Raw genomic sequence first — 15756 nt, 5'->3', positions numbered from 1 at the left:
TGAGGCACTGCCCGATCACCGTTTCAGCCATTTTAATCGAGGTCGGGAATGTCGAGCCAGTCCGCCATGCATACCTGCAGCAACTCCGTCCAGAGTGCTGCAGCTGTAGTCTCAAAGTCAAAAAGTCAGAGTGTCGAGCGTCGTCTCGATTTCATGCAACTCGATCAGGAAGGACGCGCCGGGATCCGATCGCTGAAGGCCCTCGTCGAACGCGAACTGCCACATGGCCTCGACAAATTCTACACGCAACTGCGAATAACCCCCGAAGCCAGCCGCTTCTTCTCCTCCGATGATCACATTTCCCGCGCCAAGGGCGCACAGATGGGTCATTGGGTCAATATCGCGGACGGCAACTTCAACGAGGATTATGTTGCCAAGGTGCGGACGATTGGCACGGTGCATGCCCGCATCGGCCTGGAGCCACAATGGTATATCGGTGGATACGCCATCATTCTCGACCATCTGATCAACAGCGCCGTCGAAGAGATATTCCCGAAGGGCGGGATGTTCTCGAAGAAGACGATGAAGCCGGCAGAGTTCGGCAAAGCACTCGCCGGTCTCGTGAAGGCCGTGATGCTGGACATGGACCTGGCGATATCCGTCTATATCGACGAGGCGGAGATCGCCAAGCAGAAGGCCCAGACAGAAGCCATCGACGCGGAGCGTCAGCTCGTCTGCAACTGTTTCGGCAAGGCGATGGCGGCAATCGCCGCCAAGGATGTGAGCTACCGGATCGATGACGATCTACCGGCGGCCTATCATGTGCTGCGAGACGACTTCAACAATGCACTGGAACAGCTGTCGACGACGATCCAGCATATTGATGGTGCCGCGACCCAGATCAGCGCCGGCGCGCAGGAGATCCGCTCTGCCGCCGATGATCTCGCCAAGCGCACCGAACAACAGGCCGCCTCGATCGAGGAGACGGCGGCGGCGCTGGAGGAGATCACGACAACTGTCAAGGATTCGAGCCGACGCGCGGAAGAGGCTGGGCACCTTGTTGCCAAGGCCCGTGCAGGCGCCGAAAAGTCCGGCCAGATTGTTCAGCAGGCCGTCTCCGCCATGGGTGCGATCGACAGCTCATCGCGGGAAATCTCCAGCATCATCGGGGTGATCGACGAGATCGCCTTCCAGACCAACCTCCTGGCGCTCAATGCGGGTGTCGAAGCCGCAAGGGCCGGCGATGCGGGTAAGGGCTTTGCCGTTGTCGCCCAGGAAGTCCGCGAACTGGCGCAACGCTCGGCCAAGGCCGCCAAGGAGATCAAGGAACTGATCAACAATTCCGGCGAGCAGGTAAAGGAAGGTGTATCGCTGGTCGGGCAGACCGGTGAAGCTCTGACGGAGATCGTCGGCGAAGTGAAAGAGATCGACCGTCACATCGGGGCGATCGTCAGGGCATCCAGCGAGCAGGCGACCGCTCTTCAGGAGATCAATACTGCCGTCAACACGATGGATCAGGGAACGCAACAGAACGCCGCGATGGTGGAAGAATCCACTGCTGCAAGCCATGCTCTGGTCCAGGAGGTCAGCCGTATCACGGGTATGCTCAGCGATTTCAACACCGGCCGAGGTTCGATCGCGCGTCCTCGCCCTGTTGGGAAAGCCACTGTGCACGCGGCGTCCTCTCCGGCGCGCGACCTTCGGTCGAAACTGCGTGAAACATTTGCCAGTCAGGGCAATGCAGCAATCGCTACCGGAGATTGGGAGGCGTTCTGAGAACGCGGACTGAGCGATTGCTCAGTGGTGTCCATTCCGTCGGGCTCTGTCCGCGTTCGCGGTGAAGTGCAGCCAGGAACAGCGCAGAGCACTTCGTTTTTCGGTCCCATCGCTGGAGCGAGAACCCTGTTTTGGGGTCCCTCGTGGAACGGAGCCGGGTCGCCATTTGCCAGACAAAAAATATGAAGAGCAAAGGCGCCCGGCCATCAGGTTTGCACTGGCCCATGGCTCCCAAAGAGAATTTTGACCATGAAGATTATTCACCACCTTATTTTACGTTTGAGCGCCGACCGGCACGGCGGCATCGCGATCATGGCGGCAATACTGCTGCCGGTCATCATTGGTTTTGCTGCTTTGTCCGTCGAGTATGGATACGGGTTGCTGGTCCGGGACGAAAATCAGCGCACTGCTGATCTGGCATCTTACGCGGGCGCGCTCGCCTATAGTGAAACAAGCTCGCAGGATCGGATGAGGTCTGCCGCGCTCAATGTTGCGAAGCTCAACGGCGTCGATCCCGCGAACGTTTCCGTCTCGCTTGCGGCGTCACCGAAAAACGAAAAGCTCCAGGCGGTATACGTTGAGGTGAAGACGACGAACACGCTGTTTCTGGCGCCGGTTCTAGGGGTGAAACCTCAGCTTGACGTCGCAGCAGAGGCCTATTCTTCGTTTGGCGCGGCGGAAAGTGCCTGCATCATCGCGCTTGATAAATCGGGAACAGGCGTGACGCTTTCCGGTGGTGTCCAGGTCGGCGCGCCAAATTGCTACGTGGCCTCTAACAACGATCTGATCGCACCATGTGGTACCAAGATCACAGCCAAGAGTGCCACCTACTTTGAGGGTTCTTCGCAGCCCTGTCCGTGGACAGCGAACATTGTGAAAGGCGACGGCAGCGAAGCTCCCGTCACCAAGCAGTACACCTCCGATCCCTTGGAAAATCACGCGGGCGTGGCGGAACTCAATGCTCGCCTCGACATAATTCGGAAGGCGTCCTGGCCGACTGAGGCTTCGGTCACCAAAGGCAAGGACATCGAGTTCGGTGGCAGCACCTCACCCCCGGACACTGCCGCCGCCCTGCAGGCCATTGGATGCAGCTACGATCCGGCCAACTACAATCAGTACTGGATGGACAAGTGGGATGTGACCTGCAGCGGTTCCAAGATCAACATCGGCTCGTTGCTTGTCCACGGCAACCTCCAGGTGAAGTTCAACGTCTCGGGGGTCAAGTCGACAGTCTATAACTTCTCGGGCAGGATTCAGAACGACTTCGGCACGAAGCTCGAATTCGGTGACGGCACGTTCAACGTCGAGAAGGGGGTCTATGGTGCGGACCTGACATTTGGAACTGGTTCGTTCCACTTCGGCATGGGAGGCGAGAAATGTGGTGATGCCCGCTATAGCCTCTGTGCCTCGGGCAAAGTCACCATAGATGGACCAAGCGCCTTCGTGTTTGACGCAGGTTTCTACACGGGTGCAGGCGCCACACTCAAACTCGGGGCCGGTACGTCCAACAGCTACACCATCGGGAAATCCAGCGGCGACAACGCCATCGGGCTTGATGGCGGCTCCATCACGGTCATGGCGGATGCCAGCACCGGAAAGGGTGTTTTCCGCCTGAACGGAGATCTGAACGGCGGTGGTGGCGGTAGCTGCATCACCATCCCCGCAAGCGCCGAGCATGACATATCCGGAAACGTCAATCTGGCAGGCGGTGCACGACTTGGCGCTGGTACCTATACCGTTGACGGGTACTTCTCGGTGAATACCGGCGGCTCCGCATGCAGCGACAACGTCGCGGTCTCCGGCAAGGACGTCACCATCGTCCTGTCAGGCACCGAAACACCTTCTGATTGGGAATGTAGCGGAAAGTCATTCTGCCTGACCGGCGGCAACGCCATCACGCTCAACGCCCCGAAATCCGGCCCCTATGCGGAATTGGCGGTTATCGGTCCGCAGTCTTCCAAGAATACGACAGGCGCTGAGATCACCTCCGGCGGCAGAGCGAAAATCTCGGGCGCCTTCTATTTTCCAAATGGCGTGATCGATTTTGGCGGTGGTGGTCAGCTCGGGGACGCGGGTAACGGCTGTCTGCAACTGATCGGCACGAGCATCTCGCTATCCGGCGGCTCCCAAGCGATGTCCGAATGTACGCAACTGAGTGGAACCCGAAAGGTGGCCTTGGTCCAATGAAGACGTTTCTGAGAATAATGGCGCTGCGAGCACGCGTTCGCCTTGGCCATCCGCTTTTTGTGTTGAAAGACACAAAGGGCAATGCTGCTATCGAATTTGCCTTGGTCGTTCCCATCTTCGCTCTCGTCTTCGTGGCGAGTGTCGATCTGGGAATGCTGGTGTTCTCGCGATTTCAACTGGAGGCGGCCGTCTCGGCAAGCGCCAGCTATGCAATCGCCCATGCCGACCAGGTCGATGGCAGCAACGGTAGCGAACTGGCCAAGAATCTTGCCCTCATGATCGCCAGCAATTATCGGGGCGATGCCACCGCGGCAATACAGGTCAATAACGGTCCGCAGGCCAGTTATGACGGGGCGACGATCAAGATCGGTGGCGTCTCCAGTCAGGCCAATGCCTGCTATTGCCCGAAGGGGAATGCCGCATCTGTCGAGTGGGGGTCGCAAGTCACCTGCAACTCGTCTTGCCCTGACGGCGGGCGTGCCGGACGCTATGTCGCTGTAACGGCAAAGCAGGCATATACCCCGTTCTTCACGATGTTCGATGTCGTCAAGGACGGTTCCATTGCCGCCAACGCAATGGTGCAGACGAAATGAGGTATTCCATACGCAGGTTCATTCGTGAACGTTCCGGCGCCAGCGCCGTTGAGTTTGCGTTGGTCGCGCCGGTCTTTTTGTTGTTGCTGTTTGGTATGATCGAATTTGCCCGGTTGTTCTGGGCGACCCATGCTCTTCACGAAACAGCAATCGCCACGGCGCGTTGCATGGGCATACCGCAGATCCAATGCGAAGACGGTGGAGCCTACAGCTCGGAGAATGCGATCGCATTTGCGAAGTCCAAAGCGGCGGGGTGGCTCATCCAACTTGATCCGACGGCGATCACTCTCGATCGCAGTGCCAGCTGCAACGGTTTGGAAGGTCTTTCAAAGGCGAGGATCGAATACGAGTTCACGACCGTTGTGCCAAATCTCCTGACGTCCCTGGCGGGCGGCACTCAGCTGAAAGCCGAAGCATGCTACACCAACTACTGATGTGGCCGCACGGGGCTCCATACCACGTTGCACGTCCCGACGGTTTGCTCTGCCGTGGATGAGCGGCGGGCGTCCCCCAGAATACGCGCCTTCAAGGGCGCGCGTATCATCTATAACAACGGCGTGGCCACGCGGGATTGCACGATCCGCAATCTGTCTGCAGGTGGCGCCCGGTTGGTCATGGAAACGACGATGGAACTTCCCAACGTGTTCGAGCTGGCGCTGGAAGGCGGTTCTCGGCGTCAATGTGAAATACGTTGGCGTAGGTTTAATGAACTGGGCGTCGAATTTATGGGTGGCAATATACCAACATGAACACAACGAGCTAGCTTCCAGTCTTCTCCGCCCGATACGATGATACTGATGGCCGGATTGTATGTTCGAAACACCGTGCTGAATCGTCCAATGGGACGTCGGGGATGTAGCCAAGTGCGTCGATGATCTGCGACAGCTCTTCCTGCTGGGCTTCGGACTTCTTCTGACGGGCAATGTATTCATCCTGCAGGTTTGCCAGGACGTCGCTGGAAACCGAGGGGTCGCCGCTCGCGCGAGTCCATTCCTCGTAGACAGCCTCATCCGCGGCGAGCAGCCGGCGGTGTTCGTGTATTGCCGACACCGCCAATTCCTCCAACGCTTCCTTCGGCATCGAACAGAACCGCGGATCCCGCTCGCTCTTGTCGGTCTCAGAGGACTCCGCATCGTTCATTCGTTTTTCCTCGAAACTCATTCCTTCACCACTCGAAACGATGCTTTGGTCCCGCACTGTGCGGCCGCGCTACAGACTATCATAAGACCAACATTGCAAATCCGTCGAAGATCGATTGCCCCCAATATCACAGGACATGTCGAATCGGAACTATAGTTCCTAGAACAATAATTCCGATTCAGGTTCCGCTCACGTCATGGATCTCAACGAGGTCATGGCGGTCAATTTGCGTCGAATACGTCATGGCAAGAAACTGACGCAGGAGGAACTGGCGCACCGCACAGGCCTGAGCGCACGCCATATCGGTGCCATTGAACGCGCCGAAATGTCGGCAACCCTAACGGTCCTTGGCCAGATTTCAGAAGCACTGGGTGTCGAACCTGCCGAACTCGTGACCAAATCGAACTGATCTGCAAATCGCGCGCATGGTGGACTGGATTTTTACGGTTTAGAGGCGGTTTTCGCTTCGAGGCCAATGTGCATTGACCAGTCGGGACAGCTTGACCACAGAGATCATTGATCAAAGGCTTTACACGAGCGTCGGCCGCATTATATATTCTCCACAAGGAGAATGATTATGACCAGCACCTCACACGCCTACACGCCCGCCGAGGCTGCAGCAGTTAGCGAGATCGCAGTAAAGTCGGTGCACAATGCGATCGACAAGCGGATCATCGCGACACATCTCATCGGCGGCACGGGGCGAGCACTCACCGATGATGATCTGCTTCGGTTGAAGCTCTGGTATGGCGTCGGATCGATCTTGTCCGCCGAGCGACGCAAACGCATGTTCGACACCATCGATCAGAACCCCGATGCCGATACCGTCAGGGCGGACGACTATCTGATCGTCGACGTCGCGCGAGCACGGGAGCAGCTGGCCGCGCGCGCCGAGGCACTTCGAGAAGCAGAACGGATGATCGAGAGCGTGAAAGGCGTCGTTGGCGGAGAACCGGTTTTCAAGCGAACCCGTGTTCCCGTGCGAACGATTGCCGCGATGAAGATCCAGGGCGCAAGCACGGCGGAAATCGTCGAGGGTTATCCTGCCGTCACCGAGCGTATGGTGGACCTTGCCGAGATCTGGGCTGCGGCCCATCCCGCCAGGGGACGGCCGCGGAAGCTTTCGGAGCAGGGCCTGAAGGTGAAATCCGTGAAGCGCCTGAGCCTTCGGAACGAGAACGTCTCTAAACCCTCTGGCTCGACCTCGTGAAGTTTCTTATCGATGAATGCCTTCACACGTCTCTCGTGGCCGTGGCGCAAGCGCACGGCCACGATTGCTTCCATGTGAATTGGCTGGGACTGAGCGGCGAAACCGACTGGGATCTGATGCCTCGGATCATCGAGGAGGATTTTACGTTCGTAACGAACAATGCCCGCGACTTCCGGAAGCTGTACGCGAAAGAGGAATTGCATGCGGGCCTGGTGATCATTGTCCCGCAGGTGCTTCCCGCGCAGCAACGAGAATTGTTTGCCCTCATACTGCAGGATTTGGCAGGGGAGCAGGCTATGGTCAACGAAGTCATCGAAGTGACCCTCGACGGCGAAAACGCTGTTCTCACGCGTTATTCGCTTCCGGAGGCATAGCCGCCTCCACTTGGGATCATTTGCCCCCAATTCTCGACAGGTCGATCCGCATCTCCGCTGATCCGACGCTTTCGCCTTTCTCGATACTTTCAGTGTTTGTATTCGCAGGCGGTATGTCCACGCTGGCCTTGTCCTGGACTGCCGGCAACACGTTGTCGATCGTAATGCTTTTTCCGGGATCGTCCGCCTGGAAGACGCTCACGCCCTCGAACTCGCCGGTCTTCCAGGCATAGACCGCATCGTCGAAGATCTGGGGGAACACGTCGTCGCTCTTGGGATTGCCGTACCACTTGGCAACGATCCGCAAGATCTTGGCGAACATCGCCGTTCCCCTTCGAAGGTTTTGGCAGGCGTCGACCAGATCGGGCTTCAGATCGGCCGCGTCCTTCACGCCGACGCCCGCCGGAAACTGCGTGAGGCCGACACGTACCACGGCCTGGCCGACATACTGCCGGACAATCGCCATCGACTCGTCCTGCGTTGTCGCCTTCGGAACGAGGATCAATCGGCCACCTGATTTGACCGTGACGGCAAGGGGATCATTCGCGCCTGCAGCGGTCACGAACTGCTCGACGATCGCCGGCTTCAGCGACGGATCGGCGCATTGTTGGATCAGGGCAGCATCGAGCATACGGGCTCCTTGGAACTCAGATGTTGAAGGAAAGAATGACTGGTTTGTCGAACAGGCGCGCCCAGGCTTGCGTGCTGGCGCGCTGGATAGCCACGATCGATGTCCCCTTGGTCCACCAGCCGTTGCCAACGGCAATGACGACGTCCGGATCGTGGATCATGGATTGGAGAATGGGCCAGACGATCAGCTGCTCGTAGCAAATCAGGGGTGCGGCGCGACTGTCGGCAACGGTCACGACCGGATTCGCGAAGAAGTGCGCTCGCGCGCCGCCGCTCTCACCGAGCAAGGGACGCCAAGGTTGCCACATCGAGCCTGGCACCGGCATGCGCTCCCGATAAAGAATTTGCGCATCGTCGCCGGAGATGGCGATCAGAATGTTGTCGTATCCGCCCGCATCGACAACTGCCGCGCCGGCGATGACGATGGCGTCAGTTGCCCGCAGAGCTCGCACCCAGAGCCGTTCGACGGTCGGCGTCCAGAAGCCCAGAGAGCTTTCGGGAAGCACAAGCGTGCGGGTGCCGCCCGATGCCCGCTCCGTCACCGTGGCAATCAGATCACGGTAACGCTGCAAGCTGGCGTCCCGCCCCAGCGAAGCGCCCATTTCGAGGTCGACCCCCTGCCAGGTTTTCGGTAGTTTCGGTTCGTCCCAGGTTGCGGCGGACCAGATCCAAAAGCCTGCCAGGACAATCGCGACAGCTGGCCATATGCGGGTTACGAGGCCTATGAGGCCGGCTGTCGCGGCAACCAGCCCCCACCATCCCCATCCCGGAAACAGCACGCCCGCGGCGGTGATCGGATGAGCCCAGCCGGTGATGCCGAATGGCGGAATGGCCATCAGAACCGCTGCCAGAAGATAGCGACACGGACGAGCACCCGTCCGCTTCGTCCAGAGGACGGTGTGCACGATGACGAAGCCGGCGGACGCACAGAGCCAGAGCAATAATCCAGGCCAGAGGTCCGACGAATAGAAGTTGGCAACGCCCTGCGGCAATCCACGAGATGCGGCCAGGAAATGGCCGGCCGAGACAAACGCGGACATCGCTCTCGTTCGCGCAAGCGCCCAGAGGATCGGAAACGTGAACGCGAGCGGAAGAAGCAGGACATGGCCACCCCATCCCACCGTCCCGACGACGATTGAAACGACAATCAATGCGGTTGGCTGGAGCTGCTCACGGCGCATAGGTGAGCACCTGTTGTGCCAGGCCGAGAATCCCGGATGCGGGCAGGGCCCCGAAATAGCGGGAGTCGTAGGAGCTCCTGAAGGGTGAATGGAGAAAGACGCTTTCATCAGGCACAACGCCGCCGGCAAATGGTGTCATCGGCCGGCCGTTGCCGTCCCGCTCTGCCAGATCGGACGAAGGGACCGGTCGCCCATCAATCGTGACGCCAGCGCCGATTTCGATATGCTGGCCGGCAACGGCGACGACAGTCTTGATGAGTGGCGCGACGCCGCCTGGGCAGGTGCCGGAGCGAAGATAACCACGTTCTCTCGCCTCCCGCATTTCTGTCGTTTGCGGGGGACAAATGAAGATGAGGTCACCACGAGACACCGGGCGACCGAGCGCCACGATACGCCACAGTCCGAGGGGTTCGCTCGGTGTCAGGTTGATGCGAAAGCCGCCGACGATTGCGGCAGCAACACCGCCGCCAACGATGGATGCCGCGAAGGCCAAGAGCACGACAGCATGCGCCCTTTGAGCGCGTGGCGTCCTGAACGTAAACACGGCTGTCTTCATTTGAGCGAGAGCCCCTGGCTCTTCGTCTGGCGCAAGGTCTCCGCTTGCTTCAGCGCCTCGGTCGTGCGCTCATGTGCGGCGAGTTGCTGCACCGTCCGCATCGAATTCCAAGCACCTTGGAGCTCTGCCTTCTGTCCGGCTGTCATTCCTGAGGTCAGGGTGTTGAAGGTCTGCCCATTGGGGTCCTTGGCCGCAAGCGACAGGAAGGTCCGCTCGCCGAAACGCTCGGACACCGCCTTGGCAAAACCCTCCAGTTCCGCCTTCACCATTTTGTCGGCGAGCGCATATTCGAGGCCGGCCGGCAAGTCGTTCCGGTCGATCGCATCGCGAACGCGCTCCAGGGTCTGCTTAGCGTTAGCCGAGAGCGCTGGAATATCGATCGACACCTTCAAACGAGCGGCACGTTCTTCGACCCCGAACTTGCGTTCCGCCTCCGCGCGCTGGCGCAGATAGCGCTCCAAATTGCGGGCCAGGGCCGGCGCATTGGTCTCAGCATTCTCGCGCTCCTGCCTGTCGGCGCGGCTGGCGAACATCCCGGTTTTGCCCTTCAGCGCACCGAAGTGTTCAGGGTTCGATCCGATCGTCGCCAGCGTGGATTTCGCGGCAGTCTCATCTTTCAGCATCGCGTCGACATCGACTGCCTTGAACGCGCGTTCCGGCTGGGCGTAGACGAGATGGAAGCGGGTCGAGACCTCCTCCCACTGCTTCTTCAATCCTGGATCGGCGGCGACCTTGTCCTCGATCGCCTGGTCGACGGATTTGGCGAAGGTTGTGATGCCCGAGACCATCGGCTTTGCCTCCTTGGTGCTGGGTTGGGTTGGGGACTGTGCGGCGCCGCGGACAAGCCCGAGCTTGCCGGCAACGGACGCAAGGCGGACACCGAGATTGGCAAGTTTTTGCTTCTGACTGACGAGCCATTCGAGCCGATCGCGAACCAGAGTTCGGGCGACGTTGACGAGATTGAGGCCACGCGCTTCGGCAAAGCGAAGCGCCTCCCGGTAGAAGGCACTCTTCTCGTAATCGAGAGTCGTTTCCTTCGCGTTCCTTCGCGACAGGATCGGGATCAACCCGCCGTTCTTCGCGAAGGATCTGCGCCCGTAATAGACGGCCAGGTCCTCACGATGACGGGTCATGGCGACATAGGTGAGATGGCGGTCAAGCGAAAGGGAAGCGAGCACCTTGACCTTGTCAACCGTCGCGCCCTGGCTCTTATGGATGGTCGTGGCATAGCCGTGAGCGAGGTTGTTGTAGAAGCGCTGTTCGACCAGCACGTGGCGGGCATTCTCCCCATCACCGATCAGCGCGGTGATGCGCCCCGGTCCCACTTCCACGACCTTCGCCAGCATGCCGTTCTTTACGCCGAGCGATCCCTCGTTCTTCAGGAACACGATCTGGTCGCCGACAGCAAAGTTACGATCGCCATCCGCTGTCTTGAACATGGAGCCCTCGCCGAGAACCCCGCGTTCGATGAGTTTGATGCGCGCCATCTGGTTGAGCATGCGCACGTCGCGGCGTAGGTGAGCCAGGATGAGCGACGTCTTTGCCGGGTCGTAATCGCGGTCCCAGGCGGCGATCAGGTTGTCGACCGCGTCGGCTTTCAGATCCGATCCTATTATCTTGCCGTTGGCCCGGTAGGCATCGATCGCATTGCCGACCTTGCCGCGCGCGAGATCGAGCGAAGCATCGCGCATCCATTGCCGGCGCTGGCGATAGATGGTTTCGAGTTCGCCATAGCCGATCCGATCGGCAATCGCGCGGAAGGCGGCACCGGCTTCGATCGGTTGAAGCTGTTCGGGATCGCCGACGAGGACGAGCTTCGCGCCAGCCTTCGTCACCGCTTCGACGAAGAGCGCCATCTGCCGCGACGACACCATGCCGGCCTCGTCGAGAACGAACACCGTCTTGCCATCGAGCTGGTCACGGCCTTGGTTCCAGCGAAGCTCCCACGACGCAAGTGTCCGAGAGATGATGCCCGCTTCCTTCTCCAGGCCCTCGGCCGCCTTGCCGGCGAGCGCGCCTCCGACGACCCGATAACCGGCCGCTTCCCATGCCTCCCGCGCCGCCTTCATCATTGTCGTCTTGCCGGCGCCGGCGCGGCCGATCACGGCGGCGATCCGCTCAGGTCCCGCCACATGTTCGATCGCCGTTTTCTGCTCGTCCGACAGACGCTCATGACGCGCAAATGTCGCCGCCAGCACGGCGTCGCGAACGCCATGGGAGGACCGCTGAGACAGCCAGACCGCTCGATTGGCCATCTGGGCTTCGAGCCGGATCATGTCGCGGGTCGTGTATTTGGCGGGAAGCCTGGACCCGGTGGCAAATTCGACCCGCTCGCGCTCGATGCGGAACGTGTCGGGGTGCAGAATGATCCGGACCATGAGGCTTCGGAACAGATCCGCGTCGTCGACGTAGCGGTGCAGGATCTTCGCCACGTCTCGTTCATCAAAGACGCTCTTCTCGCGCATGATCAAGGCGAGGACGAGTTCGGGATTCCTGTCGATGCGCCTGACGTTTTCGTTCCGCCTCGCGTCCTGCAGTTCGAGACGCTCGAGCTCCACGGGCTTGGAAGCGCCATCGGATTTCCGCTCGATCGCCTTCGTGCCGACGCCGAGATGGATGGTCGGTTCCAGGTCAATTCCCTGCTTCTCGAAGGAGCGGCCGTCGACACGAATGTCGAGGCCGGCGAGCGCCAGATGCCGGTTCTGGCAGGCAAACCAGCCGTCGCGAAACGCGTTGAAATCGTCGATGCTTCCGGCCCAGAGCTCATAGACGATTTTGCCGGCGTCGTTGCGGATCGGATTGCCGTCCGGTCCTGTTACCGGGATCTTCTTGCCGCCAAAACCGTCCGCAGTCAGCGGCCGCAAGGTCGTCATGAGATGAACATGCGGATTGCCGGGCGCATCATGGTAGACCCAGTCGGCCACCATGCCTTTTGCCGTGATGTGCTGGTCGACGAAATCCCGCACCAGCGCGATGTTCTGCTCGGCGGTCAGCTCGATCGGCAGGGCGATCGTGACATCCTTGGCGAGCTGAGCGTCGGAGCGCTTCTCGAAGGCCTCGACCTTGTTCCAGAAGGCTTCGGAGGCACCTGAGACCGAGCGGTCCGCGATCATCGAGCGCAGCCATTCGGGCGCATCGGCGGGGATGACGAACTCCTCGTGCAGCAGTCCCTGCTTGCGGGTGTAGTCGATCGTTCGGGCCTCGCGGGCGAATTCCATCTTGGCACAGTGGCGGTAGGCGGCCGACAAGACGGCGCTGCGGCCGGAGCCGCGGGCAACGACGCTGACGGAGAAATGGGGGACGGCCACGGCGGAATTCTTTCCCGGTTGCGAACGAAATCAAGGGTTTCGTCGAGAGCGGCAGGCCCGCCACGGGCCTCAAGCAAGAGCGTCGCGGCAGCGACGTATAATTGCGCCCTTCGGATCCGCTCCTTCGGAACGGCCGGGATCATTCACCAAAGCTCGCGCTTTGGCGATTGTAGGATTCACAGTAGTGCGTTCCGCACTCACCTCCGGAAAAATGGGTTCGAAAGACAAGCTTTCTCACCCAAGGGAGACAGACGGAATGAAGAAGCCATCCTCGAAAATCCGCGACGAAATCGCCAAGCTCCAGGAGCAGCTTAAGGCCGCCGAGACCCGTGAGGCAGAGCGTATCGGCCGGATCGCCCTCAAGGCCGGTCTTGGCGAGATCGAGGTCGACGAGGCGGAGCTGCAGGCAGCCTTCGAGGATCTGGCCAAACGGTTTCGCGGAGGAAAGGCAGCTACGACCGGAGGGAAGAAGGGTGGCAACGCCGGCGAAAGCAGCGCATCGTCCACGCAGGACGCGGCTGGCGCGGCTGCGGGCGGGACTGCTGAGGCTTGAGCGGATGGCGCGCACCACCACGTCCGACGCCCGCAGACAAGACACGCGGGAAAAGATCGAGCTTGGCGGCCTGATCGTCAAAGCCGGTCTTCGCTACGAGAAACGCGCGCTTCTGCTGGGGGCGCTGATCGATTTGCGTCAGCGCCTCAAAGTCGATGAGATGGAACGAGCGCGGCTGATGGCGATCGGCGCGGAGGCCTTCGGGAAAGCCGATGAATAGGATCATGCTCTTCATCGCGCCCGTCGCATTGATGATCATGGTCGCCGTTGGGTTGAGCGGGATCGAACACTGGCTGTCCGGTTTCGGAAAAACGGAAGCAGCGCGGCAGACGCTTGGCCGAGCAGGGATCGCGCTGCCGTATGTCAGTGCAGGGCTCGTCGGCATCGTCTTCCTGTTTGCCAGCGCCGGCGCGATCAGGATCAAGACGGCTGGATGGGGCGTCGTCGCCGGCGGTGCGGCGACGATCCTGATCGCCGCAATTCGCGAAACGATGAGGTTGTTTGCGCTCACCGATAAGGTTCCGGCGAGCAAGTCCATTCTCGCCTATGTCGATCCGGCGACTCTGATCGGAGCTGGGGCGGCGGCGATGGCCTCATGCTTCGCGCTGCGCGTCGCGTTGGCCGGCAATGCGGCCTTCGCCAGCGCCGAGCCGAAGCGCATCCGCGGCAAGCGGGCGCTGCATGGCGAGGCCGAATGGATGAAGCTGCCGGAAGCGGCAAACTTCTTTTCAGATACCGGCGGCATTGTCATCGGCGAGCGATATCGTGTCGACAAGGACAGCACCGCAGCGCGTTCGTTTCGGGCCGACGACCCGGAGACATGGGGCGCTGGCGGCAAGTCGCCACTGCTCTGCTTCGACGGATCCTTCGGTTCGTCGCATGGTATCGTGTTCGCCGGTTCCGGTGGCTTCAAAACGACGTCGGTGACGATACCGACGGCGCTCAAATGGGGCGGCTCGCTGATAGTTCTCGATCCATCGAACGAAGTGGCGCCGATGGTCTCAACCCACCGGACGAGCGCGAACCGGGACCTGTTCGTCCTCGATCCCAAAAACCCGGAGACCGGCCTCAATGCGCTTGACTGGATCGGGCAATTCGGCGGCACCAAGGAGGAGGATATCGCAGCCGTCGCCTCATGGATCATGAGCGACAGCGGCGGCACGCGCGGTGTGCGCGATGATTTCTTCCGGGCCTCGGCCTTGCAGTTATTGACGGCAATGATCGCCGACGTTTGCCTGTCCGGCCATACGGAGAAGGAAAGCCAGACGCTTCGCCAGGTTCGCGCCAATCTCTCCGAGCCGGAGCCGAAGCTGCGGCAACGCCTGCAGGAGATCTACGACAATTCGGACTCGGATTTCGTGAAGGAAAATGTCGCAGCCTTCGTGAACATGACGCCCGAAACCTTCTCCGGTGTCTACGCCAATGCAATCAAGGAAACCCATTGGCTGTCATACTCGAACTATGCCGCGCTGGTTTCGGGCAAGACGTTTTCCACGGCCGATCTAGCCGATGGGAACACGGACGTGTTCATCAACATCGATCTGAAAACACTGGAGACGCACGCGGGGCTTGCGCGCGTCATTATCGGCTCGTTCCTCAATGCGATCTACAATCGCGATGGTTCGATGAAGGGTCGGGCGCTGTTCCTCCTCGATGAAGTTGCCCGCCTTGGCTACATGCGGATCCTTGAGACGGCGCGCGATGCCGGCCGCAAGTATGGCATCACCCTTGTCATGATCTATCAGTCGATCGGGCAACTACGCGAAACCTATGGTGGACGCGATGCCGCCAGCAAATGGTTCGAGAGCGCGAGCTGGATCAGTTTTGCAGCGATCAACGATCCCGAAACCGCCGACTACATTTCACGCCGTTGCGGCATGACGACGGTCGAGATCGACCAGGTCAGCCGCAGTTCACAGATGAAAGGATCGTCGCGGACGCGATCCAAGCAATTGGCCGCACGGCCATTGATCCAGCCGCACGAGGTGCTGCGCATGCGCGCCGATGAGCAGATCGTGTTTACGGCCGGGAACGCACCGCTCCGATGCGGCCGCGCCATCTGGTTCCGGCGCGACGACATGAAATCCTGCGTCGGAACGAACAGGTTTCACAGGCACGAAAACACGGCTGGAACCCATCCGATCGAGCCGGCGCGCAGTGCAACGAGCAAGGCCGATTAAGGATCATGAAGAGTATCGGAGAAATCAGCATAGCGGCCACCCGGGGGTGGGATTTCGGGAATTCTCGTCGTGCGAGAGCGGGAGAGAGCGCAGCCGCAGGAGCCTCAACATAGTGGCCCGAAGGGGAG

General features: G+C 60.2%; 15 protein-coding genes and 1 pseudogene. 11 read left to right on the top strand and 5 right to left on the bottom strand.

The genetic code is table 11. The features are described from left to right. Positions 1-48 precede the first annotated feature (48 nt). From EXN68_RS24360 to EXN68_RS24340, 5 genes are all read left to right on the top strand, one after another. Positions 49-1716: a globin-coupled sensor protein gene (locus EXN68_RS24360; protein WP_142843322.1), complete on the top strand. Its 1668-nt coding sequence runs from the start codon at positions 49-51 to the stop codon at positions 1714-1716. 249 nt (positions 1717-1965) lie between these two features. Further along, positions 1966-3903: a pilus assembly protein TadG-related protein gene (locus EXN68_RS24355; RefSeq protein WP_237681478.1), complete on the top strand. Its 1938-nt coding sequence runs from the start codon at positions 1966-1968 to the stop codon at positions 3901-3903. Then, positions 3900-4496, top strand: coding sequence for a TadE/TadG family type IV pilus assembly protein (locus EXN68_RS24350; RefSeq protein ID WP_142843321.1), 597 nt, complete (start codon positions 3900-3902; stop codon positions 4494-4496). The genes EXN68_RS24355 and EXN68_RS24350 overlap by 4 nt, the downstream gene beginning before the upstream one ends. Then, positions 4493-4930 carry a TadE/TadG family type IV pilus assembly protein gene (locus EXN68_RS24345; RefSeq protein ID WP_142843320.1) on the top strand — a complete coding sequence of 146 codons (438 nt, stop codon included), beginning with the start codon at positions 4493-4495 and terminating at the stop codon, positions 4928-4930. Before EXN68_RS24350 ends, EXN68_RS24345 begins: the two co-directional genes overlap by 4 nt. Positions 4931-4984: 54 nt before the next feature. Next, entirely contained in the window at positions 4985-5245 is a 261-nt protein-coding gene (locus EXN68_RS24340; RefSeq protein WP_161596383.1) for a PilZ domain-containing protein, read from the top strand. A gap of 85 nt (positions 5246-5330) precedes the next feature. On the opposite strand, the pseudogene EXN68_RS24335 reads toward EXN68_RS24340, so the two are convergent. Further along, a pseudogene (locus EXN68_RS24335) lies at positions 5331-5636 on the bottom strand (transcriptional repressor TraM); the annotation flags it as partial. A 196-nt stretch (positions 5637-5832) separates the two neighbouring features. On the opposite strand from EXN68_RS24335, the gene EXN68_RS24330 reads away from it, so the two are divergent. The 3 genes from EXN68_RS24330 to EXN68_RS24320 all read left to right on the top strand — a co-directional run bounded on the left by EXN68_RS24330 (position 5833) and on the right by EXN68_RS24320 (position 7220). Continuing rightward, positions 5833-6045 (top strand): helix-turn-helix domain-containing protein, encoded by a 213-nt coding sequence (locus EXN68_RS24330; RefSeq protein WP_037094533.1) that lies wholly within the window; start codon positions 5833-5835, stop codon positions 6043-6045. A gap of 168 nt (positions 6046-6213) precedes the next feature. Beyond that, positions 6214-6846: a DUF433 domain-containing protein gene (locus tag EXN68_RS24325; RefSeq protein ID WP_142843318.1), complete on the top strand. Its 633-nt coding sequence runs from the start codon at positions 6214-6216 to the stop codon at positions 6844-6846. Continuing rightward, complete coding sequence (locus EXN68_RS24320) at positions 6843-7220, top strand: DUF5615 family PIN-like protein (protein WP_142843317.1); 378 nt, start codon at positions 6843-6845, stop codon at positions 7218-7220. Before EXN68_RS24325 ends, EXN68_RS24320 begins: the two co-directional genes overlap by 4 nt. Before the next feature lie 16 nt (positions 7221-7236). On the opposite strand, the gene EXN68_RS24315 is transcribed toward EXN68_RS24320, so the two are convergent. The 4 genes from EXN68_RS24315 to traA are packed head-to-tail and all read right to left on the bottom strand — an operon-like array spanning position 7237 to position 12895. Beyond that, positions 7237-7851 (bottom strand): TraH family protein, encoded by a 615-nt coding sequence (locus EXN68_RS24315; RefSeq protein WP_142843316.1) that lies wholly within the window; start codon positions 7849-7851, stop codon positions 7237-7239. Positions 7852-7867: 16 nt separating this feature from the next. Next, a complete protein-coding gene (locus tag EXN68_RS24310; protein WP_142843315.1) occupies positions 7868-9031 on the bottom strand; it encodes a conjugal transfer protein TraB in 1164 nt (387 codons plus the stop codon). Then, the gene (traF, locus tag EXN68_RS24305) at positions 9021-9587 is read right to left on the bottom strand and encodes a conjugative transfer signal peptidase TraF (RefSeq protein ID WP_142843314.1); all 567 of its coding nucleotides are present in this window, start codon (positions 9585-9587) and stop codon (positions 9021-9023) included. Before traF ends, EXN68_RS24310 begins: the two co-directional genes overlap by 11 nt. After that, positions 9584-12895 carry a Ti-type conjugative transfer relaxase TraA gene (traA, locus tag EXN68_RS24300; protein ID WP_142843313.1) on the bottom strand — a complete coding sequence of 1104 codons (3312 nt, stop codon included), beginning with the start codon at positions 12893-12895 and terminating at the stop codon, positions 9584-9586. Before traA ends, traF begins: the two co-directional genes overlap by 4 nt. Positions 12896-13151: 256 nt before the next feature. Between traA and traC the strand changes: the two genes are divergently transcribed. From traC to traG, 3 genes are read left to right on the top strand one after another with little or no spacing between them, the layout of a single operon-like run. Then, positions 13152-13448, top strand: a complete 297-nt coding sequence (traC, locus tag EXN68_RS24295; RefSeq protein ID WP_142843312.1) for a conjugal transfer protein TraC — start codon at positions 13152-13154, stop codon at positions 13446-13448. Positions 13449-13452: 4 nt separating this feature from the next. Continuing rightward, positions 13453-13668, top strand: coding sequence for a type IV conjugative transfer system coupling protein TraD (gene traD / locus EXN68_RS24290; protein ID WP_142843311.1), 216 nt, complete (start codon positions 13453-13455; stop codon positions 13666-13668). Beyond that, entirely contained in the window at positions 13661-15628 is a 1968-nt protein-coding gene (gene traG / locus EXN68_RS24285; RefSeq protein ID WP_142843310.1) for a Ti-type conjugative transfer system protein TraG, read from the top strand. Before traD ends, traG begins: the two co-directional genes overlap by 8 nt. Positions 15629-15756 lie beyond the last annotated feature (128 nt).

The organism is Martinezella rhizogenes, assembly GCF_007002745.1.
Classification (GTDB): domain Bacteria; phylum Pseudomonadota; class Alphaproteobacteria; order Rhizobiales; family Rhizobiaceae; genus Agrobacterium; species Agrobacterium cucumeris.
Note: the sequence above shows the minus strand (reverse complement) of the source record. Positions and strands in the feature narration are given on the sequence as shown.